Below are 25939 nucleotides of genomic sequence, written 5' to 3'. Positions count from 1 at the left end.
AGCGGCGATGAATATTTCACAGCTCACCGCCCTGTGTTTGCGTTACCAGGGGGTCTTACTGGATGCCAGCGAAGAAGTGGTTCATGTTGCGGTGGTCGATGTCCCCTCACATGAGTTGCTGGACGCATTGCATTTCGCTACCACCAAACGTATTGAGCTCACCTGCTGGACGCGCCAACAGATGGAAGGTCACGCCAGTCGCAAACAACAGACATTGCCCGTAGCCGTTCAGGAGAAACATCAGCCTAAAGCAGAATTGCTGGCTCATACGTTGCAATCTGCACTGGAACAACGCGCGTCAGATATTCATATCGAACCAGCGGACAATAGCTATCGTATCCGCTTACGTATCGACGGCGTGCTGCATCCTTTACCTGATGTTTCACTGGATGCCGGAGTCGCTTTAACCGCCAGGTTAAAAGTGCTTGGAAGCCTGGATATTGCGGAACATCGCCTGCCGCAGGACGGGCAATTCACTGTCGAACTGGCAGGGAACGCCGTCTCATTTCGTATTGCTACCTTGCCATGTCGCGGCGGTGAAAAGGTGGTATTACGGTTGTTACAGCAGGTGGACCAGGCGCTGGATGTCAACACGCTGGGAATGCAACCATCACAACTGACGGACTTTACCCACGCCTTGCAGCAACCACAGGGACTGGTGCTGGTAACTGGCCCTACCGGCAGCGGCAAAACAGTCACGCTGTATAGCGCACTGCAAACGCTGAATACCGCCGATATTAATATTTGCAGCGTGGAAGATCCGGTTGAGATCCCCATCGCCGGGCTAAACCAGACACAAATCCATCCGCGTGCCGGACTCACCTTTCAGGGCGTTTTGCGTGCGTTATTGCGCCAGGATCCTGACGTCATCATGATCGGAGAGATCCGCGATGGCGAAACGGCAGAAATTGCCATTAAAGCCGCGCAAACGGGTCATCTGGTATTGTCCACGCTACACACCAACTCCACCTGTGAAACGCTGGTGCGTTTACAGCAAATGGGCGTTGCTCGCTGGATGCTCTCGTCGGCCCTCACTCTGGTAATAGCCCAGCGCCTGGTACGTAAACTTTGTCCGCATTGCCGCCAGCAGCAAGGGGAACCGATCCGCCTTCCGGACAATGTATGGTCATCTCCGCTGTCCCGCTGGCAGGCACTGGGTTGTGAACATTGCTACCACGGTTTTTATGGTCGTACCGCCTTGTTTGAAGTCCTGCCCATTACACCAGCCATACGCCAGCTTATTTCCTCTAATACTGAAGTTGAATCGCTGGAAACGCACGCCAGGCGGACAGGTATGCGCACACTTTTTGAAAACGGCTGCCTGGCCGTGGAACAAGGCTTAACCACCTTTGAAGAGTTAATCCGCGTGCTGGGGATGCCACATGGCGAATAAGCAACTCTGGCGATGGCATGGCATAACCGGCGACGGCAATGCGCAAGATGGGATGCAATGGTCAGAGAGCCGTGCTTTGCTGCTTTTGGCTCTACAGCAGCAAAGGGTTACCCCACTAAGCCTGAAGCGAATCGCCATCAATTCTGCGCATTGGCGAGGAGATAAAAGCGCGGAAGTCATTCATCAACTGGCGACGCTACTTAAAGCCGGGTTAACGCTTTCTGAAGGGCTGGCACTGCTGGCTGAACAGCATCCAAGTAAGCAATGGCAGGCATTGTTGCAATCGCTGGCGCACGATCTCGAACAGGGCATTGCCTTTTCCAGTGCCTTATTACCCTGGTCAGAGGTATTTCCGCCGCTCTATCAGGCGATGATCCGCACGGGGGAAGTGACCGGTAAGCTGGATGAATGCTGTTTTGAACTGGCGCGTCAACAAAAAGCCCAGCGCCAGTTGGCCGACAAAGTGAAATCAGCGTTGCGTTATCCCATCCTCATTTTAGCGATGGCAATCATGGTGGTTGTGGCAATGCTGCATTTTGTTCTGCCGGAGTTTGCCGCTATCTATAAAACCTTTAACACCCCACTACCGGTACTAACGCAGGGGATCATGACGCTGGCAGACTTTAGTGGCAAATGGGGCTGGCTGCTGATAGTGCTCGGCTTTCTGCTGGCGATAGCCAACAAACTGCTGATGCGTCGCCCTACCTGGCTTATTGCGCGGCAGAAATGGTTATTACGCATCCCAATAATGGGAGCCCTGATGCGGGGACAAAAACTCACGCAGATCTTTACGATTCTGGCGCTGACACAAAGTGCAGGGATTACTTTTTTGCAGGGAGTGGAGAGCGTCAGGGAGACGATGCGCTGCCCGTACTGGGCGCAACTTCTGACACAAATTCAGCATGATATCAGTAACGGTCACCCCATCTGGCTGGTGCTAAAAAATACGGGGGAGTTTAGCCCGCTCTGTTTGCAGTTAGTGAGGACAGGAGAGACATCCGGGTCGCTGGATCTCATGCTGGAGAATCTTGCCCATCATCATCGGGATAACACGCTGGCGCTGGCAGATAACCTTGCCGCCTTACTGGAACCGGCGTTGCTGGTCATTACTGGAGGAATTATCGGTACGTTGGTGGTGGCAATGTATCTGCCAATTTTCCATCTGGGCGATGCGATGAGTGGGGTGGGATAATGCTGGCGTGTTGCTCCACGCCAGCATTGGGAGATTACAGATTATTGAAGATGCGGTTTTCTTGTTCCAGTACGCGGATAAACGTGGTGCGTTTGGTCAGCTCTTTCAGGCGAGAAGCCCCAACGTAAGTGCAGGCTGAACGCAGACCGCCTAAAATATCACGCGCGGTATTTTCAACCGAACCGCGCAGAGGAAGCTTAACGGTTTTACCTTCTGCAGCGCGATATTCCGCAACGCCGCCAACGTGACGTTTCATCGCAGACTCGGAGCTCATACCGTAGAACAGCATAAATTTCTCACCGTTCTCTTCAACAATACGGCCGCCGCTCTCTTCGTGACCAGCCAGCATTCCGCCAAGCATTACGAAATCGGCACCGCCACCAAAAGCTTTAGCCACATCGCCCGGTGTGGTACAGCCGCCATCGCTGACGATCATCCCGCCCAGACCGTGCGCGGCATCGGCGCATTCGATCACCGCAGAAAGCTGCGGATATCCGACGCCCGTTTTCACGCGAGTTGTACAAACAGAGCCAGGACCAATGCCAACTTTAACGATATCGGCACCGGAGAGGATAAGCTCCTCACACATTTCGCCAGTTACCACATTGCCTGCACAAATAGTTTTGGTCGGCCACGCTTCACGCGCCTTCGCCACAAACTGCACGAAGTGCTCAGAATATCCATTCGCAACATCAATACAAACGAAGTTTAATGCCGGATTCAGATCGAGAATTTGTTTAGTTTTTTCGAAATCGGTATCCGACGTGCCGGTAGAAACCATCACATGTTTCAGCACATCAGCAGAAGAATTGTTGATAAACGCTTGCCACTCTTCAACAGAGTAATGTTTATGTACAGCGGTCAAAATATCGAAAGAAGCCAGTGCCGTAGCCATACTAAAAGTGCCTACGGTGTCCATATTTGCGGCGATAATCGGCACGCCGGACCAGCTTTGACCTGAATGTTTGAAGGTGAATTGACGTTCCAGTTCAACATCGGAACGGCTTTTAAGGGTAGAGCGTTTAGGGCGGATGAGGACGTCTTTAAAACCTAACTTCAGATCTTCTTCGATACGCATGTGCAGATTCCTGGGGTTAATGGCTGTAAGGGTAAGAGCGCAACTCCAGTGACGCTATCATACGCACTAATCGATATGGCGCAAGACTGCGAAATTGTCTTTTTTTACGCTACAATCCCATAAATTTACCTGGTAAATAGTGGGCGAACGTTTCATCAATTTCGCTTTCGCGCGCTCTTTATTAACATTTTGATAATCATGATGAATTCCCAGGAATATATATTATGAGGTATACAGTTGCCTTAACAGGCGGCATTGGCAGTGGCAAGAGTACCGTTGCAAATGCATTTGCTGACCTCGGAATTAATGTCATTGATGCCGATATTATTGCGCGTCAGGTGGTTGAACCGGGTACACCTGCACTGCGTGCCATTGCTGAACACTTTGGCGCGGATATGATTGCTGCTGATGGAACATTGCAACGTCGCGCCTTGCGCGAGCGGATCTTTGCCTATCCGGAAGAGAAAAACTGGCTTAATGCCCTGCTGCATCCTCTGATTCAGCAGGAGACGCAACGCCAGATCCAGCAAGCAACGTCACCTTATGTGTTATGGGTTGTGCCATTGCTGGTAGAAAACTCACTGTATAAAAAAGCGAATCGAGTGCTGGTGGTGGATGTCAGCCCAGAAACGCAGCTTAAGCGCACCATGCAGCGCGATGATGTTACTCGCGAGCATGTCGAACAAATTCTTGCTGCCCAGGCAACGCGCGAAGCCCGTCTTGCGGTGGCAGATGACGTCATTGATAATAACGGCACACCAGATGCTATTGCATCAGATGTTGCCCGCCTGCACGCACACTATTTGCAGCTCGCGTCGCAGTTTGTCTCACAGGAAAAAACTTAATGCAGACCCAGGTCCTTTTTGAACATCCACTAAATGAAAAAATGCGTACATGGCTGCGCATTGAGTTTTTAATTCAACAACTCACCGTAAATTTGCCTATTGCTGACTACGCTGGTGCTCTGCATTTCTTCCGTAATGTTAGTGAATTGCTGGATGTGTTCGAGCGTGGAGAAGTTCGTACCGAACTACTGAAAGAGCTGGAACGTCAACAGCGTAAACTCCAGACCTGGATTGGTGTGCCTGGCGTGGACCAGACCCGTATTGAAGCATTAATTCAGCAGTTGAAGGCCGCAGGTAGCGTGCTGATTTCCGCGCCGCGTATCGGGCAATTTCTGCGTGAAGACAGGATGATTGCCCTGGTGCGCCAGCGTCTGAGCATTCCCGGCGGTTGTTGCAGCTTTGATTTACCTACGTTGCATATCTGGTTGCATTTACCCCAGTCGCAGCGCGACAGTCAGGTCGAAACCTGGATTGCCAGCCTGAGCCCGCTGACACAGGCACTTACAATGGTGTTGGATTTGATTCGTCAGTCGGCACCGTTCCGCAAACTGACCAGTCTGAACGGTTTTTATCAGGATAACGGCGAAGACGCCGATTTGTTACGCCTGAATCTGGCACTCGATTCACAGCTTTACCCGCAAATATCCGGTCATAAGAGCCGTTTTGCCATTCGCTTTATGCCGCTGGACAGTGAAAATGGACAAGTACCGGAACGTCTGGATTTCGAACTGGCTTGTTGCTAAGGAGTAAAAATGTCAGAAACTATTACGGTGAATTGCCCCACCTGCGGGAAAACGGTGGTGTGGGGTGAAGTCAGCCCATTTCGGCCATTTTGTTCCAAACGCTGCCAGTTGATCGACCTCGGAGAATGGGCTGCTGAAGAAAAACGAATCCCCAGCAGTGGCGATCTTTCTGAGAGCGATGACTGGAGCGAAGAGCCAAAGCAGTGACATTTGTCCGATGCCGCACGTAGGCCTGATAAGACGCGCCAGCGCCGCATCAGGCATCTTGTGTAAATGTCGGATGCGGCGTAAACGCCTTATCCGACCTATAAAACCTGATTTATCAAAGAGTTAACAAACATCGTAGGCCTGATAAGACGCGCCAGCGTCGCATCAGGCATCTTATGCAAATGTCGGATGCGGCGTAAACGCCTTATACGATCTACAAAACATTATTTATCAACGATTTAATAAACCTCGTAGGCCTGATAAGACGCGCCAGCGTCGCATCAGGCATCGTGTGTAAATGTCGGATGCGGCGCAAACGCCTTATCCGACCTACAAAATCTAATTTATCAACGAGTTAATAAACTTCGTAGGCCTGATAAGACGCGTCAGCGTCGCATCAGGCATCGTGTGTAAATGTCGGATGCGGCGTAAACGCCTTATCCGACCTCCAGACACTTAAGCTTCGCAATTACCGGTTCATTGGCTGGCGGAAAATCTTCAGCATCGAGGCTGGCCAGCGCCATCCACTCACCGGGCTGTCCCTCTTTCCCCCACGGTTCTCCTTCCCAGCTTTCGACCAACCAGAACCACAGTGTGATATGCCTGTCAGAGAACTGATATTCCAGCTTTTCAAACAGCGAAAAACGTTGCGGGGTAACCCCGACTTCTTCCTGAAGCTCCCGTACCATCGCTTGTTCTGCAGTTTCTCCCATTTCTATTTTACCGCCCGGAAACTCCAGCTTATTTGCCATGTGCGCATCTGCGGCGCGACGGGTTATAAAGATTTCGTTGTTTTCGTTGCGAATAATACCTACCGCGATTTGCAGTTTTTTCATTGTCTTAAGCCTATAAAAAAGGCGCAGAATCCTGCGCCTTTTATTTCAACACTTAGCTTTTATTGCAGGCGACCATGGCACTGCTTGTATTTTTTACCAGAACCGCATGGGCAAGGATCGTTACGTCCAACTTTACGATCGCCGGTTTGCGCTGCCAGCGCAGCTGCGGCTGCAGAGTCGTCATCCTGATGGCTAAGCTGCTGCATTTGCGCTAAACGCTCAGCTTCCATACGACGCTGCTGCTCCAGCTCTTCAACTTCTTCCGGCATGCGTACTTGTACTTTGCTTAACGTGCTGATGACTTCATATTTCAACGATTCCAGCATCGCCGCAAACATGGAGAACGATTCACGTTTGTATTCCTGCTTCGGATCTTTCTGTGCATAGCCACGCAGGTGGATACCCTGACGCAGATAGTCCATCGCCGCCAGGTGCTCTTTCCACAGGGAGTCCAGCGTTTGCAGCATCACCCCTTTCTCGAAGTGACGCATCATCTCAGCGCCAACCACTTCTTCTTTACGGTGATACACTTCGATGGACTGCTCCAGGATACGCTCACGCAGCGTCTCTTCATGCAGTTCTGGCTCTTTGTCCAGCCACTCGGCAATCGGCAAATCAAGGTCGAAGTCGTTTTTCAGACGTTCTTGCAAACCTGGAATGTCCCACATTTCTTCCAGTGACTGTGGCGGAATGTAGGCATCGATGGTTGCTTTGAACACATCTTCACGAATGCTGTTGATGGTTTCGCTCACATCGCTGACATCCAACAGTTCGTTACGCTGGGAGTATATGGCACGACGCTGATCGTTAGCTACGTCATCGTATTCCAGCAGCTGTTTACGAATGTCGAAGTTACGGCTTTCAACTTTACGCTGAGCATTGGCAATTGCTTTAGTTACCCACGGATGCTCAATGGCTTCGCCGGGTTTCATACCCAGTTTACGCATCATGCCTGATACGCGGTCAGAGGCAAAAATACGCATCAGCGCATCTTCCATCGACAGGTAGAAACGGGAAGAACCGGCATCACCCTGACGACCAGAACGGCCACGCAGCTGGTTATCGATACGACGAGATTCGTGACGCTCGGTACCGATGATATGCAGGCCACCTGCTTCCAGTACCGCGTCGTGACGCACCTGCCAGTCGGCTTTAATTTTTTCAATTTGCTCTGCGGTCGGGTTTTCCAGCGCGGCAACTTCTGCCTGCCAGCTACCGCCAAGCACGATGTCAGTACCACGACCCGCCATGTTGGTCGCGATGGTCACTGCAGCCGGATAGCCCGCCTGAGCAACGATTGCCGCTTCGTTGGCGTGGAATTTAGCGTTCAGAACGTTGTGTTTGATACCGGCTTTGGTCAGCTCGTTTGATACCAGTTCCGATTTCTCGATTGAAATAGTACCCACCAGCACTGGCTGGCCTTTCGCAGTACGTTCTTTGATATCTTCAATGATCGCCTGAATTTTTTCCGCTTCGGTCATGTAGACCAGATCCGGCAGATCTTTACGAATCATCGGGCGGTTGGTCGGAACGACTACAGTATCCAGCTTGTAGATGGAACTGAATTCGAAGGCTTCGGTATCAGCCGTACCGGTCATCCCCGCCAGTTTTTCATACAGACGGAAGTAGTTCTGGAAGGTGATCGAAGCCAGTGTCTGGTTTTCGTTCTGAATCTGTACACCCTCTTTTGCTTCCACAGCCTGGTGCAGGCCATCAGACCAGCGACGGCCCTGCATGGTACGACCGGTATGTTCGTCAACGATGATAACTTCACCATCTTTAACGATGTAATCGACATCGCGAGTAAACAGCGCGTGAGCACGCAGCGCCGCCGTTACGTGGTGCATCAGCATAATATTGGCCGGAGAGTACAGCGACTCACCTTCATCCATAATGCCTTCTTTCACCAGCAGCTCTTCAATAAGCACCAGACCACGTTCGGTCAGGTTCACCTGGCGAGATTTTTCATCCACCGAGAAGTGGCCTTCGCCCTGGAAGGTTTCGGAGTCTTCTTTTTCCTGACGGATCAGGTACGGAATAATTTTGTTTACACGCTTATACATTTCCGAACTGTCTTCCGCCGGGCCGGAAATGATCAGCGGTGTACGCGCTTCATCGATCAGGATGGAGTCCACTTCGTCCACCAGCGCATAGTGCAGTTTACGCTGTACACGTTCTTCAGGGCTGAACGCCATGTTGTCGCGCAGGTAGTCAAAGCCGTATTCGTTGTTCGTACCGTAAGTAATGTCAGCCGCGTAAGCTTCACGCTTTGCCGGTGCTGGCATGCCCGGCAGGTTGATGCCGACGGTCAAGCCGAGGAATTCAAACAGCGGACGGTTGTTTTCGGCGTCACGTTGCGCCAGGTAATCGTTGACGGTAACAACGTGCACGCCTTTACCGGTTAATGCGTTCAGGTAAGCAGGCAGCGTTGCGGTCAGGGTTTTACCTTCACCTGTACGCATTTCCGCGATGCAACGTTCATTAAGAACCATACCGCCGAGCAGCTGTACGTCGAAGTGGCGCATGCCAAAAACACGCTTACTGGCTTCACGCACGACAGCGAAGGCTTCCGGAATCAAGTTTTCCAGCACTTCGCCTTTTTCCAGACGCGCACGGAACTCTGCCGTTTTTCCTTTCAGTTCTTCGTCGGAGAGTTTTTCAATCTCCGGTTCCATGGCATTGATAATGTTGACGACTTTGCGCATCCGGCGCAGGGTACGATCGTTACGACTACCGAAAACTTTAGTTAATAATTTGATTAGCATAATAAAATCTCAAACACCCCGCATTGCGGAGTAAATAAAATGAAGTAAAGGTTTCTCGTTGTTAGCTGAGGCGTTGAGGGCCAGCACGGATGCCCTGCGCCTGGCTTATCCAGACGGGCGTGCTGAAGTTTGCTTGAGGAGTAAAATGCGCATAATCAATGCGATAACCATTTTCAGACCGCGTGCCTTCCTGGGTCAGCAGCGCGCTGAGCGTATCCAGTAAAGCAAGATGTTGCGCCTGAAGCGGTAAAGATTCCTCGGCAACGGGCAGCGTTTGCGGCGCCATTGCAAAGGAGAGATGGCGGATTACCGTGCGAATAGCATGTTGATGCCAGTAATCAACGGAATAGTTCGAGTTCGGGCGGCGTGTGTTTGCTTCCAGCAAGGCCAACTGACTAAAGTTAACTTTGGCGGAAGGCTCGTGATTGCGCGTTGTCGCTTTTGCGGGCGCGTTTGGCTCGGCGGCGTTGCTGAGCGCAGGCAAACCTAAACTCGCCGCGACCATCCCTAATAAGAGATGCGGCCAGAAGTAGCGTCTACCTAACTGTCGCCAGCGCGTCAGTATTCCACTCACGTTATTGCCATCCCGATCGTATTCAACGTTTTTAGCGCACAAATCTTATCATTAAAGCCAGAAGTCCACAGCAGTATTCAAGATAAGTAACACGTAAAAGTGCTTAAGAAAACAGCGTTCGCACCGATTTCTTACGACGCTGTAAAAACTCAAAAAAAAACGACTGGGTCACCTGGCCGGAGAGAGTGCCAGATTTGCCAGTCGAATTTTATACGACAGTATAGATGTCGTTATGCCAGTACGGCTGAAGGCGCTTTGAAGGCCAACGGCAGTTCTGCGTCGTCCTGGAAGGTCACATATTCCCAAGCTTCCTGTTTCGCCAGGACAGCCTGCAACAGTTTGTTATTCAGTGCATGACCGGATTTATAAGCGGTAAATGCACCGATAATGTTGTGACCACACATGAACAAATCACCGATCGCGTCGAGCATTTTGTGACGCACAAACTCGTCTTCAAAACGCAGGCCGTCTTCGTTCAGTACGCGATAATCGTCAACAACGATGGCACAATCGAAGCTGCCGCCCAGGCACAGGCCACGGGACTGCAGATATTCGATATCACGCATGAAACCAAACGTACGCGCACGGCTGATCTGGCGCATAAACGCATCAGCAGAGAAGTTCATCGCATAGCGTTGATTGCTGGAATCGATTGCCGGATGGTTGAAATCGATGGTGAAGTCCAGCGAAAAACCATTGTACGGCTTAAATTCAGCCCACTTATCGCCATCTTCGACGCGAACAGTCTCTTTGATACGAACAAATTTCTTGGCGCAGTTCAGCTCGTCGATACCAGCATCAAGCAGCAGGTAAACAAACGGAGCGGCACTGCCGTCCATGATTGGGATTTCCGGCGCGTTAACTTCGATAACAATGTTATCGATGCCTAAGCCCGCGAGCGCTGCGTTCAGGTGCTCAACAGTTGAAATCCGTACATCATGCTCGTTGACCAGACACGTACAGAGCATGGTATCACGCACAGATTTGGCATCGGCCGGGAAATCTACCGGTGGATTCAAGTCGGTGCGACGATAGATGACCCCGGTGTTGGCCGGCGCAGGGCGTAAGGTCAGGGTGACTTTCTTGCCGGTATGTAAACCGACACCCGTCGCCTGAACGATACGTTTAAGTGTCCTTTGTTTGATCATCGTATTATCTCGCCAAATTATCTATCCAACCGAAGTGTACTATACATTCGGCAGGCCAGTTTAGCACAAAGAGCCTCGCAACCCAAATTCCAGCTAATTCTTAGTCAGCTTGCTTACGCAGGAATGCCGGGATATCCAGATAATCCGGCTCTTTCACGGTTTGTGGCGTATTGTCGTTCACCACTTTGGCCACGGGCTTCTGCTCTTGCGTCAGCGGCGCCATACCATGCTGCTGGTAGCGATCCATCACTGGCTGTTGAACTTGCTTATTGGTCACGAGGGTGATTTCAGGACGTTTGTCCATACCGATACCTGTAGCAACCACGGTTACACGCAGTTCATCGTTCATATCCGGGTCAAGAGAAGTACCGATAACCACGGTCGCGTTGTCCGAAGCAAATGCACGGATGGTGTTACCTACGGTTTCGAATTCATCCAGACGCAGGTCGAAGCCCGCAGTGATGTTAACCAGCACGCCTCGTGCGCCAGACAGGTCGATATCTTCCAGCAGCGGAGAAGAGATAGCCATTTCAGCCGCTTCTTCCGCACGGTCTTCACCGCTCGCCACGCCAGAACCCATCATTGCGTAGCCCATTTCAGACATCACAGTACGTACGTCTGCAAAGTCCACGTTCATCAGACCCGGACGAGTAATCAGCTCGGCGATACCCTGAACAGCGCCTTTTAGCACATCGTTAGCTGCGCCAAACGCGTCCAGCAGGGAGATACCGCGGCCAAGAACTTTCAGCAGTTTGTCGTTCGGGATTGTGATCAGTGAGTCTACATGTTTGGATAATTCAGTGATCCCCTGCTCCGCAAATGCCATACGCTTCTTGCCTTCAAAGTTGAAAGGCTTGGTCACGACAGCAACGGTCAGAATACCTAAATCTTTAGCCACTTCAGCAACAACCGGCGCAGCACCTGTACCGGTACCACCGCCCATGCCCGCTGCAATAAAGACCATGTCTGCACCTTCCAGCGCCGCACGCAGTGCATCACGATCCTCATCAGCCGCATTACGGCCAACTTCTGGATTAGCGCCAGCTCCCAGTCCTTTGGTGATACCACTACCGATCTGAATCGTCTGCCCAACCGCTGTTTTACGCAGCGCCTGTGCATCGGTATTTACCGCGAAAAATTCAACACCTTCAATGCGCTCACGCACCATGTGTTCAACAGCATTACCGCCGCCGCCGCCGACGCCGATGACTTTAATCACCGCGTCGTTGGTAAGTTCCATTGGTTCAAACATAGTTTCTCTCCGATATGTGCCTGTCGCCTGAGGCCGTAATCACCGCCGGCCTCATAAAAATTAAAATTCTTTTCGCAGCCAACTATTGAGTCGCTTGATCCACGAGCCAACAGATGCTGTAACACGTTTTTCAACTTCCGCTTCACCGTTAAGATGTGACTCTTTCCCGTAATGAAGCAATCCCACTGCCGTTGAATAATACGGCTCCTGAGCGTAATCCGTTAAACCGGTGATATTCAGCGGCGCGCCGATACGCACCTGCGTATGAAACACGCGTTGAGCGCAGGCGGCAAGACCTTCGATCTGCGCCGCGCCACCGGTTAATACAATACCCGCTGCCAGGTGATGCTTTACGCCTTGTTGGCGAAGCTTTTCCTGCAGCTGCAATATCTCTTCGTTGACCAGGTTGAGCAGCTCGGTATAGCGCGGCTCAATCACCTCCGCCAGCGTCTGACGTTGCAGACTACGCGGCGGACGACCACCTACACTCGGCACTTCCACGCTCTCGTCTTTACCGACGATGGAGCCCAGCGCGCAGCCATGACGAACTTTAATCGCTTCGGCGTCGCTTGGCGGTGTGCCAAAGGCATAAGCGATATCACTGGTCACGACATTGCCAGCATAAGGAATTACCTTGGTGTGACGCAATGCCCCGCCAGTATAAACGGCGATATCCATTGTACCACCACCGATATCGACGACGCAGACGCCCAGTTCTCGTTCGTCTTCCGTCAATACCGAATAACTTGATGCCAGTCCGGCAAATATCAGTTGGTCAACTTTCAGGCCACAACGTTCAACGGCTTTCACAATGTTTTTTGCCATATCGTTGTGACATGTGATCAGGTGCACTTTTGCCTGCATACGCACGCCAGAAAGTCCTACCGGATTTTTGATCCCTTCCTGATAGTCAATCGCATACTCTTGCGGGATCACATGCAGCACACGATGTTCATCACGCACGCGCACCGATTTCGCGGTATGGACGACATTTTCTACATCTTCTTGTGTCACTTCTTCTTCAGAAATAGGCACCATACCAATTTCATTCTGGCAGCTGATGTGCTTACCAGAAAGCGCCAGATATACCGAAGAGATCTGACAATCTGCCATCAATTCTGCCTGGTCAATGGCGCGCTGTACGCACTTGACCACGGATTCGAGGTCGTTCACCCCGCCTTTATCCATACCACGTGACGGGCAGCTGCCCACACCAATGATATTGACCATACCGTCGGGCAGAACTTCCCCTACTAAAGCGGCAACCTTCGCGGTACCAATCTCCAGTCCTACTACCAGTTTTCTGTCCGTCGCCTTGATCATTGTTGTTCTGCCTGTGCCTGATTTTGTTGCTGAGTAGATTCCTCTGGCGGCAAGGGCGCCCAGCCGACTGCCGCACCAGAGTCATAACGCAAATCAACGTAGCTAATCCGTTTGCCATCGGTTTGCGCCTGCTGCTGTAAAACCGGATAAAGTTCTACAAAGCGAGCCAAACGTTTCATCGTATCGCCCCGGCCAAGATTGAGCTTAATATCGTTATTCAGCGTCAACTGCCAGGAGCGCCGCGCGGTCATCGCCGCTTCCTTCAGAGTAAATCTGTCCTTTGCCAGCATCTGCCCCATTTCGCGATAGCCCTGCAACACTTCATTTGCGCTGCCTTCCGGACCATACAACATTGGGAGCACCTGCTTGCTGGTGCGATCTGGCGGAACGCTGAAGGTGTTTCCTTCAGCGTCAACCATATGCTGATCATTCCAACGCGCAATCGGCACATATTCAACCAGATGAATCTTCAATTCATCAGGCCACTGCTTTCTGACGCTCACCTGCTTAATCCACGGCAGGCGTTGTTCAATTTGCGTCTGGATGATATTTACATCCTGGGTCATAAAGGTACCTGGCTCACCCAATGCCAGGATCGACTGCCGGATATCGTCATTACGCGTGTAATGGCGTTCACCGGTCAACACCAGCTTTGAGAGCGGCAGGCGTTGCGCATCTTCCATCCAGCCCAACACGACCCAGCCGCTCACCAACACTGTCGTTAAAACGGTCAGCAGGAAAAGGATCCCCGCCAGACGCGTTCCATTATTGCGGTGAGAAGAAATCTCTTCTTCACTGTTTCGCGTGTTCAGAGCAGCCTGCGACATATTAGTCCGCCAGTTCCAGAATTCGTACTACCAACTGCGAGAAGCTCATACCCGCCTGACGTGCCGCCATCGGCACCAGACTGTGACTGGTCATACCCGGTGAGGTATTAGCTTCCAGCAGATAAAACTGTCCATCGCTGTCCAGCATGACGTCTATACGTCCCCATCCTTTGCATCCTAAAGTCGTCCATGCTTTCAGCACTAATGCCTGCAAATTTGCCTCTTGAGCCACTTCTAAACCTGCCGGGCAGAAATACTGTGTCTCATCAGAGAGATACTTCGCCTCATAATCATAGAAGGTTCCAGCGGGTTGAATACGTATTGACGGTAAAATTTCTTCACCGAGTATCGCAACCGTGAACTCCGGCCCACTTAGCCATTTTTCAATCAATACTTCTTCATCGTGCTGAAATGCCAATCTTAATGCATCTTGCAGAGCATTTTCTGCTACTACTTTTGACATTCCCACACTGGAACCTTCGCGGCTCGGCTTGACGATAAGCGGCAAACCTAAGGCAGAAATTTCTGCTAACTGCTTATCACTAATGCCTTTTTCAAACTCTGCGCGGGTTAATGCTACCCACGGCGCTACCGGTAAACCAGCCCCCTGCCAAAGCAGTTTGCTGCGTAGTTTATCCATTGAAAGCGCAGATGCCATCACTCCACTGCCGGTATAAGGCAAGCCCATCAGCTCGAGCATACCCTGCAGCGTGCCATCTTCACCACCGCGACCGTGCAGAGCGATAAACACTTTCTGAAAGCCCATCGACTTCAGTTGCGTTACGTCGATTTCTTTCGGGTCGACAGGATACGCGTCAATACCGCCTTCACGCAGCCCAGCTAACACTGCCGCGCCAGAATTCAGAGAAACTTCCCGCTCTGCGGAGGTCCCGCCCAACAGGACCGCGATTTTATCAGTCATGTCGCTCTTCCTCTGTAGTTTGCGGCTTCAGTTTGATTTCAGCTAAAGATCGGGCAATTTTTCCGATATTTCCTGCCCCCTGAACGAGGATCAGGTCGTTACCAGTTAATACTGGTGCTAACATCTCGGCCACCTGCGCCGGGTCCGGCACCAGAATCGGATCAATTTTCCCACGGCCACGGATTGTACGACACAACGAACGACTGTCCGCTCCCGGAATAGGCGCTTCGCCTGCCGGATACACTTCCAGCATCAGCAGGGTATCCACCTGAGTCAGCACATTGGCAAAATCATCATACAGGTCGCGCGTACGGGTGAAACGGTGCGGCTGAAACAGCATCACCAGGTTTTTATCCGGCCAACCTGCTCGCGCCGCTTTAATAGTGGCGTCCACCTCGGTCGGGTGGTGACCATAGTCATCAACCAGCATTGCCGTACCGCTTTTACCATTCACAGGTTCCAATGGAAATTCACCAAGGAAATCAAAGCGGCGTCCGGTCCCCTGGAAACTCTCCAGCGCACGCAAAATAGCCTCGTCTTCAATCCCCTCTTCCGTGGCGACCGCAACGGCAGCGGCAGCATTCAGGGCATTGTGACGACCTGGCGCATTCAGTGTAACGCGCATTGGCTCTTTGTCCTGACGCAGCAGCGTAAAGTGCCCCTGCGGGCCAATCTGCTGATAATCTTCCACACGCACGTCAGCATCTTCGCTGAAGCCATAAGTGGTGGTTTGACGGCCTACACGCGGTAACAATTCGCGAATTACCGGATCGTCAACACACATCACCGCACGACCGTAAAACGGCAGGTTGTGCAGAAAATTAATAAAAGTCTGTTTTAAATTCTCAAAGTCGCCCTGGTAGGTATCCATATGGTCGGCTTCGATATTAGTGACAATCGCTACCATCGGTTGCAGATGCAGGAACGACGCATCGCTTTCATCAGCTTCAGCAATCAGGTAACGACCGTGGCCTAAACGTGCATGAACACCCGCCGCTTTTACCAGCCCACCGTTCACGAAGGTCGGGTCGAGGCCCGCTTCTGCGTAGATGCTGGAAACCATCGCGGTGGTTGTGGTTTTGCCATGCGTCCCGGCAATGGCGATGCCATGACGAAAACGCATTAACTCAGCCAGCATTTCAGCACGACGAATAACCGGAATACGTGCCTCATGAGCGGCAACAATTTCCGGGTTATCGGCGGAAATCGCGCTGGAAACTACGACCACACTGGCATCACGCACGTTTTCCGGGCGATGGTTGAAGTAAATCGTCGCTCCCAGGTTCGTTAACTGTTGCGTGACTGGGTTTGGCGCTAAATCGGAACCACTGATCTGATACCCTTCATTGGCCAGAACTTCGGCAATACCGCCCATACCGGCACCACCGATGCCGACAAAGTGTATGTGCCGAACGCGACGCATTTCAGGCACGATGGAACGCAGTTTTGCCAATTGTTGTGTATTCATTCTTTACGCCATTAACTTCTCAAATTCATACGATGCAAAAGGCATCGCTACGATTACGCCCGGGCAGCCCGGCTCACTTCATTTGCCACTCGCTCGGTGGCATCCGGAATGGATGCAGCTCGGGCGCGTTCTGCCATGGTTAATAAGGTTTCTCGCGGCCACCCGGCCAGGGTGTTGGCGATGGCATCCACAGTAAGCTGCGGCTGCTCGATAATTTTGGCTGCGCCCGCTTTTTCCAGCGGCAGCGCATTCCAGTACTGTTGGCGGTCTTTATGTTGAAACGGCACAAACAACGCAGGTAGCCCTGCCGCAGCGATTTCACTCACCGTCAACGCGCCAGAACGGCAAACGACGACATCCGCCCACGCATAGGCCGCCGCCATATCATCAATAAATTCCGTCACTTTATGCTGCGGTTGCCCCGTTTCGGCATAAGCCTGTTCAACGGTTTGTTGCGAACCTTTGCCGCTCTGATGCCAGATAGTGACTGAACCACCCAGCTTTGCTGCAACCTGCGGCATTGTCTGGTTAAGGATGCGCGCTCCCTGGGAACCACCCACAACCAGAACACGAACCGGACCTTCACGACCAGCCATACGCTGCTGTGGCAACGGCAGCGCCAGCACATCAGTACGCACCGGGTTACCAACAACTTCGGCATCAGGGAAAGCCCCCGGAAACGCCTGCATCACTTTGGTAGCAATTTTCGCCAGCCATTTATTGGTCAAGCCAGCAATGCCGTTTTGTTCGTGAAGTACGACCGGAATGCCTAACGACCATGCTGCCAGACCACCAGGCCCGGAAACATAGCCGCCCATACCGAGCACCACATCGGGCTTGTAAGCTTTCATAATCGCCCGCGCCTGACGCCAGGCGTTAAAGATCCGCAGCGGAGCCGCGAGCAACGCTTTAATACCCTTGCCGCGCAGACCAGAAATACGAATAAAGTCGATCTCGATACCGTGTTTCGGCACTAAGTCCGCTTCCATACGATCGGCAGTACCCAGCCAGCGAACTTGCCACCCCTGGGCCATTAAATGGTGCGCAACAGCCAGTCCCGGGAACACGTGCCCGCCAGTACCGCCTGCCATCACCATTAATCGCTTCCCTTTACCACTCATCGAGAACCTCGTACAAACGCCTGCGCTTTCTCCAGACGTGTTTCATAATCAATACGTAACAGCATCATGATGGCTGTCGACATAATCAGTAAGCTCGAACCACCGTAACTGATCAGCGGCAATGTCAGACCTTTAGTTGGCAACATCCCCGCTGCCGCGCCAACGTTCACCAGTGCCTGGAAGCTGAACCAGATACCAATTGAACAGGCGAGAAAACCGGAAAAACGGTGGTCAATTTCTAACGCTTTACGGCCAATCGACATCGCGCGAAAAGCGACGAAGAATACCATTAAAAGCGCCAGCACCACACCGATATACCCCAGTTCTTCGCCGATAATGGCGAAAATGAAGTCAGTGTGAGCTTCTGGCAGATACTCCAGTTTTTGTACCGAATTGCCTAAACCTTGCCCCCACAATTCGCCACGACCAAACGCCATCAGGGATTGCGTTAACTGATAGCCGCTACCGAAGGGATCTTCCCACGGGTTCCAGAACGCAGTAACACGGCGGATACGGTACGGTTCGGCGAGGATCAGCAGCACGACCGCTGAAATCCCCATGCCGATAATGGCAATGAACTGCCACAATTTTGCCCCCGCCAGGAACAGCATCGCCAGTGTGGTGACGAACAATACGACTACTGTACCAAGGTCTGGCTGTGCCAGCAGTAACACTGCCAGCACCAGAATTACGCCCATCGGTTTCAGGAAGCCGCGCAGGTTGTTACGTACTTCGTCGCCTTTGCGCACCAGATAGTTGGCGATGTAACAAAACAGCGACAGCTTGGTCAACTCCGCAGGCTGAATACGCAGCAGGCCGAGATCGATCCAACGTGATGCCCCTTTAACTGAGCTACCTACCACCAGCACGATCATCAGCAGGATGATTGATCCAAGCAGCATCGTAGCGCTGTAACGTTGCCAGAACTCCATCGGCAGACGCAGCGTAATGATCGCCAGAATGAATGCCAGGATCAGATAGACGCCATCACGCTTCGCGAAGAAAAACGGATCGTTGGTTAAGCGCTGCCCAATGGGCATTGACGCCGAAGTCACCATGATAAAGCCGATCGCCGCGAGGCCGAAGGTCAGCCACAGCAAGGTGCGATCGTACATGATCAGGCTGTCGGTATCTTTTTCCCGCGAGCCCATCACCCAGCCTTTAAGCGCCGTGGAGATCCAGACCAGGATACTGAGTCCTGGCAGGCACGGCATTTTCAGGCGAGGGAGAGATAAACGCATCAACCTAACTCCTTCGCCAGACGGGCGAACTCATTGCCCCGTTGTTCAAAGTTCTTGAACTGATCGAGGCTGGCACAGGCTGGTGACAACAGCACCATATCCCCTGGCTGCACGCGTGGCGCCAGCAAGAGCATCGCCTGCTCCATGGTTTCGGTTTGCTCTGCCACTTCCGGGCGCAGCGCCGCTAACTGGGCGCCATCACGACCAAAACAGTACAAACGCACGTTGTCGCCATTCAGATAGCGCGCCAGTGGACTGAAATCCGCCGATTTGCCATCACCGCCCAGCAATAAATGCAGCGTACCGTCTACCTGCAAGCCGTTCAGCGCCGCCTCTGTACTCCCGACGTTGGTGGCTTTCGAATCGTTAATCCAGCGCACGCCGTTATGCTCCAGCACCACTTCAAAACGATGCGGCAGACCAGTGAACGTGGTTAACGCTTTCAGGCTGCTGGCGCGCGGTAACCCTGCGGCATCAGCCAGCGCCAGCGCTGCCAGCGCATTGGTATAGTTGTGTTGCCCGGAAAGTTTCATCTCTTTCACGTTCAACACTTTCTCGCCTTTCACCCGCAGCCAGGTTTCGCCCTGCTGATGATTCAGGTGATAGTCACCCATGTTGACGCCAAAGCTGACGCAGCGTTCATCCGCACCGCGAACCGGCATCGTTAAGGCATCATCGGCATTGACGACACAAACTTTCGCATTTTCGTAAATACGCAGCTTTGCCGCACGATATTGCTGCAATCCAAACGGATAGCGATCCATATGATCTTCAGTCACGTTCAGAATGGTCGCTGCCACCGCCTGTAAGCTGGAGGTGGTTTCCAGCTGGAAGCTCGACAGTTCCAGCACGTACAGTTCGCACTCGGCATCCAGCAGCATCAACGCAGGCAGGCCAATGTTGCCCCCCACGCCGACGTTAACACCTGCTGCTTTCGCCATTTCGCCCACTAAAGTGGTGACAGTGCTTTTGCCGTTAGAACCGGTGATCGCCACAATCGGTGCCTGCGCTTCGCGGCAGAACAGTTCGATATCGCCAACAATTTCAATTCCGGCATCGGCAGCGGCGCTTAAAGATGGATGCGCCAGCGCAATACCGGGGCTGGCGACGATCAGATCGGCTGCCATCAGCCACGCGTCATTAAGACCGCCAGTGTGACGTTCCACCGCTTCGGGTAATTTATCCAGGCCAGGCGGTGTCATACGTGTATCCATAACGCGCGGCGTCACGCCGCGAGCAAGGAAAAAGTCCACGCAGGAAAGCCCGGTGAGGCCCAGGCCGATAATAACGACATTTTTACCCTGGTAATCAGCCATGATTAACGTACCTTCAGCGTTGCCAGACCAATCAGGACCAGCATCAGCGAAATAATCCAGAAGCGCACAATGACGCGCGGTTCCGGCCAACCTTTCAGTTCATAGTGGTGATGAATCGGCGCCATGCGGAAAATACGTTGCCCGCGCAGTTTAAAGGAGCCGACCTGCAAAATAACCGACAGGGTTTCAACCACAAACACACCGCCCATAATCACCAGCAGGAATTCCTGACGCAGCAGCACAGCGATAATGCCCAGCGCGCCGCCTAATGCCAGCGAACCGACATCGCCCATAAAGACCTGCGCCGGATAGGTGTTAAACCACAAGAAGCCCAGCCCTGCCCCGACTATCGCGGTGCAGACAATAACCAGTTCCCCGGCGTGCCGCAGATACGGTATATGCAAGTAGCTGGCAAAGTTCATGTTGCCGGTTGCCCACGCCACCAGCGCAAAACCACCGGCGACAAATACGGTCGGCATAATCGCCAGCCCGTCGAGGCCATCGGTCAGGTTTACCGCATTACCGGTACCAACAATGACGAAGTAAGCCAGCAGGATGTAGAACAGCCCCAGCTGCGGCATCACATCTTTAAAGAACGGCACCACCAGCTGCGTTGCTGGCGTGTCTTTCCCGGCAAGATACAGCGCAAAGGCGACGCCCAGCGCGATCACCGACATCCAGAAATACTTCCAGCGCGCAATCAGGCCCTTGGTGTCTTTACGCACCACTTTGCGATAGTCGTCGACAAAACCAATGATGCCGTAACCCACCAGCACCACAAGTACGCACCAGACATATGGGTTAGCGGGATAAGCCCACAGCAGTACGGAGATCACTATCGCCGTCAGGATCATTATCCCGCCCATGGTCGGCGTACCGCGCTTACTAAAGTGCGATTCCGGGCCATCGTTACGAACGACCTGACCAAAGGAGAGTTTTTGCAAATGGGCAATCATACGCGGGCCCATCCACAATGAGATAAACAGCGCGGTCAGCAGGCTGACGATGGCGCGAAACGTCAGATAGGAAAAGACGTTAAAGCCGGAATAATATTTGACCAAATGTTCGGCCAGCCAAACTAGCATGTCCCATTCTCCTGTAAAGCGCGTACCACCTCTTCCATGGCGGCACTACGTGAACCCTTAACTAAAATCGTAATCACCTGTTGCTCTGCAATCAGTGATTTAAGACGCGCAATTAACGCGGATTTATCAGCAAAATGTTCGCCAACGCCGCTGGCGGTGCTGATAACATGGCTTTGTTTACCCACGCTTAACACGCGGTCAATACCAGCCGCCTTCGCCGCTTCGCCCACCTGTACATGGCAGGCTTCGCTTTCAGCGCCCAGTTCCGCCATATCGCCCACCACCAGCACGCGGTAGCCAGGCATTTCAGCCAGTACCTGGACTGCTGCGGTCATTGAACCGACATTGGCGTTGTAAGAGTCGTCGAGCAGCAACTGGTTTTCCGCCAGTTGAATGGGGAACAGACGCCCGGGAACGGCTTTCAGATTCGCCAGCCCCGCTTTGATAGCATCAAGCGTTGCGCCCACGGACATGGAGAGCGCGGCGGCTGCCAGCGCATTCGCAATATTGTGACGCCCCGGCAACGGCAGCAGAACATCGACGCTACCCGTTGGGGTTTGTAGCGTAAATTCCGTACCGTGCGAAGTCACATGGATATTGGTGGCGGTGAAATCGCTGTTGGCGGCATTCGGTGAGAAACGCCACACTTTGCGTGAGCCAATTACGCTCTGCCAGTTCAGCCAGTCGTTGTTGTCGGCGTTCATAATGGCGATACCGTTTTCCGGCAGGCCGCTAAAGATTTCACCTTTCGCTTTCGCGACACCCGCAAGCGAGCCAAAACCTTCCAGATGCGCCGCTGCCAGGTTGTTGACCAGCGCCGCTTCCGGGCGAGTCAGACTCACAGTCCAGGCAATTTCGCCCTGATGGTTCGCGCCAAGTTCAATAACTGCGTAATCATATTCCGGCGTTAAGCGCAACAGCGTCATCGGCACGCCGATGTCGTTGTTGAGATTGCCTGCCGTATAAAGCGTGTTGCCGCACTGGCTTAAAATCGCCGCAGTCATCTCTTTAACGGAGGTTTTACCGGAGGAACCGGTCAGAGCAACCACGCGCGCCGGAACTTGCTGGCGAACCCATGCAGCCAGTTCACCAAATGCCAGACGCGTGTCTTTAACGATTAACTGCGGCAGGTCGATATCCAGTGGACGGCTGACCAGGAGCGCGCCTGCGCCCCCAGCTTTCGCCTGGTCAGCAAAATCGTGGGCATCGAAACGTTCGCCTTTCAGGGCAACAAACAGACAGCCTGGCGTCAGTTTCCGCGTGTCAGTCGTTACGGCATCCAGGGTGATATCTGCCCCTTTTAGTTCACCGTTGAGAATATCGGTAAGTTGGCTAAGGGTTACGCTAATCATGCGATCACCCCCAGCAAACGCGCCACCGTGACGCGATCGGAGTAGTCCAGGCGCTGATTGCCAACAATCTGGTAATCTTCATGGCCTTTGCCCGCGACCAGCACCACATCGTTCTCTTTAGCCTGCATAACGGCGCAAGTCACCGCTTCGGCACGACCTTCCATCACTTTGGCATGTCCGGCATCTAACATTCCCGCCAAAATATCGTTGATGATGGCGCGCGGTTCTTCGGTACGCGGGTTATCGTCAGTTACTACCGCCACGTCGGCAAACTCTTCAGCAATCGCCCCCATCAGTGGACGCTTGCCTTTATCACGATCGCCGCCACAGCCGAAGACGCACCACAGCTTGCCTGCACAGTGAAGACGTGCAGCCTGCAAGGCTTTTTCCAGTGCATCCGGGGTGTGAGCGTAATCCACAACCACCGTCGGTTTGCCCGGTGCAGTAAACACTTCCATACGTCCGCAAACCGGCTGCAGACGCGCGGCGGTTTTAAGCAGGTCAGCCAGCGGATACCCCAGTGCCAGCAGCGTCGCCAGCGCGAGCAGCAAGTTGCTGACGTTAAAAGCGCCCATCAGGCGACTTTCAATTTCCCCATCGCCCCAGCTTGAGCTAAAGCGAATGGTTGCGCCGCTGTCGTGATAGTTCACGTCGATCGCTTTCAACCAGCGGCCATGACAGTTCAGATTGATATGGTCTTCCATCGACACCGCAACTGCATCCGGCAGTTTTGCCAGCCAGCGACGGCCTACTTCGTCATCGGCGTTGACTATCGCCTGACCGCAATGATGTTCAGAATAAAGCAGCCATTTTGCGGCTTCGTAATGTTCCATATCACCGTGATAATCAAGGTGATCGCGGCTTAAGTTGGTAAAGACCGACGCCGCAAATTCCAATGCCGCCACACGGTGCTGTACCAGCCCGTGGGAGGAAACTTCCATTGCGCAAAAAGTCGCGCCCTGATCCACCAGCCCCGCCAGCTCATGCTGAACGTCGACTGCCGAACCGGTCGTGTTTTCCGTCGGAATAACTTTACCCAGCAGGCCGTTACCTACGGTACCCATCACCGCGCTGGTTTCACCAAGCAACTGACTCCACTGCGCCAGAAGCTGGGTGGTGGTGGTTTTGCCGTTGGTGCCCGTTACGCCCACGAGACGTAAATTGTCAGAGGGTTCATGGTAAAAGCGGCCCGCCAGCGCTGATAAACGCTCATTGAGCTGGCTGAGATAGATGACCGGTACGCCGTGCATTTCACGGATTTCACCATCGGTCGCCTCATCTTTTGCCTCTGCAATAATGGCAGCCACACCTTGCGCTATCGCCTGCGGGATATATCGACGCCCGTCCGCCTGATGACCTACTACAGCTACAAAAAGATCGCCCGACGCAGCCACACGGCTGTCGAGTGTCATCTCTCGCAGTGCTCGCGAAGGTGCGTTTGGCACCCACGGAGCAAGAAGGTCGCGCAAATTACGATCTGCCACCTGTCCCCTCGCCTTGATTAATCACAAATTCGTTTTTATCACCCGTTGTCAGCGCATCCGGTTCGATGTTCATGGTGCGCAATACGCCGCCCATGATGGCACCAAAGACCGGCGCGGAAACGGCGCCGCCGTAGTATTTACCCGCCTGCGGATCGTTGATAACAACAACCAGCGCGAAGCGCGGCTGACTCGCAGGCGCAACGCCTGCGGTATAAGCAATATATTTATTGATGTAGCGACCATCCGGCCCGACCTTTTTCGCGGTACCGGTTTTAATGGCGATACGATAGCCTTTAATCGCCGCCTTCACGCCACCCCCGCCCGGTAGCGCCACGCTTTCCATCATATGCACCACGGTGCGAACAATGGATTCCGGGAAGACACGTTCACCAGGAACCGGGGGATCAACCTTGGTAATCGACAGCGGGCGATAGATGCCATAGCTGCCAATGGTTGCGTAGACTCGCGCTAACTGTAACGGTGTTACCATTAGCCCGTAGCCGAAAGAGAAGGTGGCCCTCTCTATGTCAGACCACCGTTGTTTTTGAGGATATAAGCCACTGCGTTCTCCGACCAACCCCAAATTGGTCGCTTTTCCCAACCCAAAACGTGAGTAAGTATCTACTAACGCTGAGGACGGCATCGCTAACGCCAGCTTGGAAACACCGACGTTACTCGACTTCTGTAATACCCCGGTCAGGGTTAATTCGCTATAGCGCGCCACGTCTTTAATTTCGTGGCCGTTAATTCGATAAGGCACGGTATTAAGCACCGAGTTTTCCCGCACCACACCACGTTGCAACGCGGTCATCACCACCATCGGTTTGACGGTAGAGCCCGGTTCAAACACGTCGGTAATGGTACGGTTACGCATCGCCTCTTTTGGCGTGCCACTCAGATTGTTGGGGTTGTAAGACGGGCTGTTGGCCATCGCCAGCACTTCGCCGGTGTTGACATCCACCAGCACGGCGCTGCCGGATTCAGCCTTGTTAAAGGCCACGGCGTTGTTCAGTTCGCGATAAACCAGCGCCTGCAGGCGTTCATCAATACTCAACGCCAGGTTGTGCGCCGCCTGGCTGTCGGTAGAAGAAATATCTTCGATTACACGGCCATAGCGGTCTTTACGCACAATACGTTCGCCCGGTTGCCCGGTAAGCCATTTATCAAAACTTTTCTCGACGCCCTCAATCCCCTGACTATCGACGTTAGTAAAGCCAATGAGGTGAGCGGTCACTTCGCCAGACGGGTAGTAACGGCGAGATTCTTCGCGCAGATGAATCCCCGGCAGCTTCAGTTTTTTGATGTATTCAGCCATGTCAGGGTTAACCTGACGCGCCAGATAGATAAAGCGCCCTTTCGGGTTGGCATTAATGCGGGCGGAAAGTTGATCCAGCGGAATATTGAGCGCGTTAGCCAGCGCCTTCCAGCGGTCACCGACGCTGATGCCGCCGGCTTCATGCACTTCTTTCGGGTCGGCCCAGATCGCTTTTACTGGCACACTCACTGCTAACGGGCGACCAGAACGGTCGGTAATCATGCCGCGGGAGGTGGAGACTTGCTGAACGCGAAGAGAGCGCATGTCGCCCTCTTTCACCAGCATATCCGGGGAGATTACCTGCAACCAGGCAACGCGCCCCAGCAGGAAAGCCAGTGCCAATAAAATACAGCCGCATAACAACGCAAAACGCCAACTGATAAAGTTGGCATGTTCTTCCTGACGTTTTGGTTTCTGCGTTTTCGCCGCTGCTTTCATGCGTCGCGTTTATC

General features: G+C 53.0%; 22 protein-coding genes. 5 read left to right on the top strand and 17 right to left on the bottom strand.

Features of this window, described 5'->3' with window-relative positions:
* The first annotated feature begins 7 nt into the window (after positions 1-7).
* Both gspE and hofC read left to right on the top strand, forming a co-directional pair.
* Positions 8-1393 (top strand): type II secretion system protein GspE, encoded by a 1386-nt coding sequence (gene gspE / locus FEK50_RS04705; RefSeq protein WP_131161241.1) that lies wholly within the window; start codon positions 8-10, stop codon positions 1391-1393.
* Positions 1383-2585 carry a protein transport protein HofC gene (hofC, locus tag FEK50_RS04700; protein WP_131161242.1) on the top strand — a complete coding sequence of 401 codons (1203 nt, stop codon included), beginning with the start codon at positions 1383-1385 and terminating at the stop codon, positions 2583-2585. The genes gspE and hofC overlap by 11 nt, the downstream gene beginning before the upstream one ends.
* Before the next feature lie 34 nt (positions 2586-2619).
* Here the strand turns inward: hofC and guaC are convergent, their stop codons facing one another.
* Positions 2620-3663, bottom strand: coding sequence for a GMP reductase (gene guaC / locus FEK50_RS04695; RefSeq protein ID WP_131161243.1), 1044 nt, complete (start codon positions 3661-3663; stop codon positions 2620-2622).
* Positions 3664-3887: 224 nt separating this feature from the next.
* Between guaC and coaE the strand changes: the two genes are divergently transcribed.
* Genes coaE through yacG form a run of 3 tightly spaced genes read left to right on the top strand, consistent with a single transcriptional unit; the run spans position 3888 to position 5458 of the window.
* Positions 3888-4508, top strand: coding sequence for a dephospho-CoA kinase (gene coaE, locus FEK50_RS04690; protein ID WP_130221628.1), 621 nt, complete (start codon positions 3888-3890; stop codon positions 4506-4508).
* On the top strand, positions 4508-5251 hold the full coding sequence (gene zapD, locus FEK50_RS04685) for a cell division protein ZapD (protein WP_130217398.1): 744 nt from the start codon (positions 4508-4510) through the stop codon (positions 5249-5251). The genes coaE and zapD overlap by 1 nt, the downstream gene beginning before the upstream one ends.
* Positions 5252-5260: 9 nt before the next feature.
* Positions 5261-5458, top strand: a complete 198-nt coding sequence (gene yacG / locus FEK50_RS04680) for a DNA gyrase inhibitor YacG (RefSeq protein WP_000005046.1) — start codon at positions 5261-5263, stop codon at positions 5456-5458.
* 437 nt (positions 5459-5895) lie between these two features.
* On the opposite strand, the gene mutT is transcribed toward yacG, so the two are convergent.
* The 16 genes from mutT to ftsI form a co-directional block, all read right to left on the bottom strand.
* Positions 5896-6294: an 8-oxo-dGTP diphosphatase MutT gene (gene mutT, locus FEK50_RS04675; RefSeq protein ID WP_131161244.1), complete on the bottom strand. Its 399-nt coding sequence runs from the start codon at positions 6292-6294 to the stop codon at positions 5896-5898.
* A 59-nt stretch (positions 6295-6353) separates the two neighbouring features.
* Positions 6354-9059 (bottom strand): preprotein translocase subunit SecA, encoded by a 2706-nt coding sequence (secA, locus tag FEK50_RS04670; RefSeq protein ID WP_130204928.1) that lies wholly within the window; start codon positions 9057-9059, stop codon positions 6354-6356.
* A gap of 61 nt (positions 9060-9120) precedes the next feature.
* Positions 9121-9633 carry a secA translation cis-regulator SecM gene (gene secM / locus FEK50_RS04665; RefSeq protein ID WP_130204926.1) on the bottom strand — a complete coding sequence of 171 codons (513 nt, stop codon included), beginning with the start codon at positions 9631-9633 and terminating at the stop codon, positions 9121-9123.
* A gap of 230 nt (positions 9634-9863) precedes the next feature.
* Complete coding sequence (lpxC, locus tag FEK50_RS04660; protein ID WP_000595482.1) at positions 9864-10781, bottom strand: UDP-3-O-acyl-N-acetylglucosamine deacetylase; 918 nt, start codon at positions 10779-10781, stop codon at positions 9864-9866.
* 100 nt (positions 10782-10881) lie between these two features.
* The gene (gene ftsZ / locus FEK50_RS04655) at positions 10882-12033 is read right to left on the bottom strand and encodes a cell division protein FtsZ (protein WP_064525175.1); all 1152 of its coding nucleotides are present in this window, start codon (positions 12031-12033) and stop codon (positions 10882-10884) included.
* Positions 12034-12093: 60 nt separating this feature from the next.
* Complete coding sequence (gene ftsA, locus FEK50_RS04650; protein ID WP_000588474.1) at positions 12094-13356, bottom strand: cell division protein FtsA; 1263 nt, start codon at positions 13354-13356, stop codon at positions 12094-12096.
* Positions 13353-14183 (bottom strand): cell division protein FtsQ, encoded by an 831-nt coding sequence (ftsQ, locus tag FEK50_RS04645; RefSeq protein WP_000075731.1) that lies wholly within the window; start codon positions 14181-14183, stop codon positions 13353-13355. The genes ftsA and ftsQ overlap by 4 nt, the downstream gene beginning before the upstream one ends.
* Before the next feature lies 1 nt (position 14184).
* Positions 14185-15105 (bottom strand): D-alanine--D-alanine ligase, encoded by a 921-nt coding sequence (ddlB, locus tag FEK50_RS04640; protein WP_130204924.1) that lies wholly within the window; start codon positions 15103-15105, stop codon positions 14185-14187.
* On the bottom strand, positions 15098-16573 hold the full coding sequence (murC, locus tag FEK50_RS04635; protein WP_130204922.1) for a UDP-N-acetylmuramate--L-alanine ligase: 1476 nt from the start codon (positions 16571-16573) through the stop codon (positions 15098-15100). The genes ddlB and murC overlap by 8 nt, the downstream gene beginning before the upstream one ends.
* Before the next feature lie 53 nt (positions 16574-16626).
* Complete coding sequence (gene murG / locus FEK50_RS04630) at positions 16627-17694, bottom strand: undecaprenyldiphospho-muramoylpentapeptide beta-N-acetylglucosaminyltransferase (RefSeq protein WP_131161245.1); 1068 nt, start codon at positions 17692-17694, stop codon at positions 16627-16629.
* Positions 17691-18935, bottom strand: coding sequence for a cell division protein FtsW (gene ftsW, locus FEK50_RS04625; protein ID WP_131161246.1), 1245 nt, complete (start codon positions 18933-18935; stop codon positions 17691-17693). Before ftsW ends, murG begins: the two co-directional genes overlap by 4 nt.
* A complete protein-coding gene (gene murD / locus FEK50_RS04620) occupies positions 18935-20251 on the bottom strand; it encodes a UDP-N-acetylmuramoyl-L-alanine--D-glutamate ligase (RefSeq protein ID WP_131161247.1) in 1317 nt (438 codons plus the stop codon). Before murD ends, ftsW begins: the two co-directional genes overlap by 1 nt.
* A gap of 2 nt (positions 20252-20253) precedes the next feature.
* Entirely contained in the window at positions 20254-21336 is a 1083-nt protein-coding gene (gene mraY, locus FEK50_RS04615; RefSeq protein ID WP_094337176.1) for a phospho-N-acetylmuramoyl-pentapeptide-transferase, read from the bottom strand.
* Positions 21330-22688 carry a UDP-N-acetylmuramoyl-tripeptide--D-alanyl-D-alanine ligase gene (gene murF, locus FEK50_RS04610; RefSeq protein WP_131161248.1) on the bottom strand — a complete coding sequence of 453 codons (1359 nt, stop codon included), beginning with the start codon at positions 22686-22688 and terminating at the stop codon, positions 21330-21332. Before murF ends, mraY begins: the two co-directional genes overlap by 7 nt.
* Positions 22685-24172: a UDP-N-acetylmuramoyl-L-alanyl-D-glutamate--2,6-diaminopimelate ligase gene (gene murE / locus FEK50_RS04605; RefSeq protein ID WP_131161249.1), complete on the bottom strand. Its 1488-nt coding sequence runs from the start codon at positions 24170-24172 to the stop codon at positions 22685-22687. The genes murF and murE overlap by 4 nt, the downstream gene beginning before the upstream one ends.
* Positions 24159-25925, bottom strand: a complete 1767-nt coding sequence (ftsI, locus tag FEK50_RS04600; RefSeq protein WP_000642222.1) for a peptidoglycan glycosyltransferase FtsI — start codon at positions 25923-25925, stop codon at positions 24159-24161. The genes murE and ftsI overlap by 14 nt, the downstream gene beginning before the upstream one ends.
* Between the last annotated feature and the right edge of the window lie 14 nt (positions 25926-25939).

It is taken from the genome of Escherichia sp. E2586 (genome assembly GCF_005781105.1).
In the GTDB taxonomy this organism is placed as follows: Bacteria; Pseudomonadota; Gammaproteobacteria; order Enterobacterales; family Enterobacteriaceae; genus Escherichia.
This window is presented reverse-complemented; position numbering and strand designations above follow the sequence as displayed.

Coding starts and splice junctions, on each gene's coding strand:
- ftsQ (WP_000075731.1), bottom strand. CDS start 14,183: ATGTCGCAGGCTGCTCTGAACACGCGAAACAGTGAAGAAGAGATTTCT.
- murD (WP_131161247.1), bottom strand. CDS start 20,251: ATGGCTGATTACCAGGGTAAAAATGTCGTTATTATCGGCCTGGGCCTC.
- ftsW (WP_131161246.1), bottom strand. CDS start 18,935: ATGCGTTTATCTCTCCCTCGCCTGAAAATGCCGTGCCTGCCAGGACTC.
- ftsI (WP_000642222.1), bottom strand. CDS start 25,925: ATGAAAGCAGCGGCGAAAACGCAGAAACCAAAACGTCAGGAAGAACAT.
- ftsZ (WP_064525175.1), bottom strand. CDS start 12,033: ATGTTTGAACCAATGGAACTTACCAACGACGCGGTGATTAAAGTCATC.
- hofC (WP_131161242.1), top strand. CDS start 1,383: ATGGCGAATAAGCAACTCTGGCGATGGCATGGCATAACCGGCGACGGC.
- mraY (WP_094337176.1), bottom strand. CDS start 21,336: ATGCTAGTTTGGCTGGCCGAACATTTGGTCAAATATTATTCCGGCTTT.
- mutT (WP_131161244.1), bottom strand. CDS start 6,294: ATGAAAAAACTGCAAATCGCGGTAGGTATTATTCGCAACGAAAACAAC.
- guaC (WP_131161243.1), bottom strand. CDS start 3,663: ATGCGTATCGAAGAAGATCTGAAGTTAGGTTTTAAAGACGTCCTCATC.
- ftsA (WP_000588474.1), bottom strand. CDS start 13,356: ATGATCAAGGCGACGGACAGAAAACTGGTAGTAGGACTGGAGATTGGT.
- murF (WP_131161248.1), bottom strand. CDS start 22,688: ATGATTAGCGTAACCCTTAGCCAACTTACCGATATTCTCAACGGTGAA.
- ddlB (WP_130204924.1), bottom strand. CDS start 15,105: ATGACTGATAAAATCGCGGTCCTGTTGGGCGGGACCTCCGCAGAGCGG.
- murC (WP_130204922.1), bottom strand. CDS start 16,573: ATGAATACACAACAATTGGCAAAACTGCGTTCCATCGTGCCTGAAATG.
- lpxC (WP_000595482.1), bottom strand. CDS start 10,781: ATGATCAAACAAAGGACACTTAAACGTATCGTTCAGGCGACGGGTGTC.
- gspE (WP_131161241.1), top strand. CDS start 8: ATGAATATTTCACAGCTCACCGCCCTGTGTTTGCGTTACCAGGGGGTC.
- secA (WP_130204928.1), bottom strand. CDS start 9,059: ATGCTAATCAAATTATTAACTAAAGTTTTCGGTAGTCGTAACGATCGT.
- zapD (WP_130217398.1), top strand. CDS start 4,508: ATGCAGACCCAGGTCCTTTTTGAACATCCACTAAATGAAAAAATGCGT.
- coaE (WP_130221628.1), top strand. CDS start 3,888: ATGAGGTATACAGTTGCCTTAACAGGCGGCATTGGCAGTGGCAAGAGT.
- murG (WP_131161245.1), bottom strand. CDS start 17,694: ATGAGTGGTAAAGGGAAGCGATTAATGGTGATGGCAGGCGGTACTGGC.
- yacG (WP_000005046.1), top strand. CDS start 5,261: ATGTCAGAAACTATTACGGTGAATTGCCCCACCTGCGGGAAAACGGTG.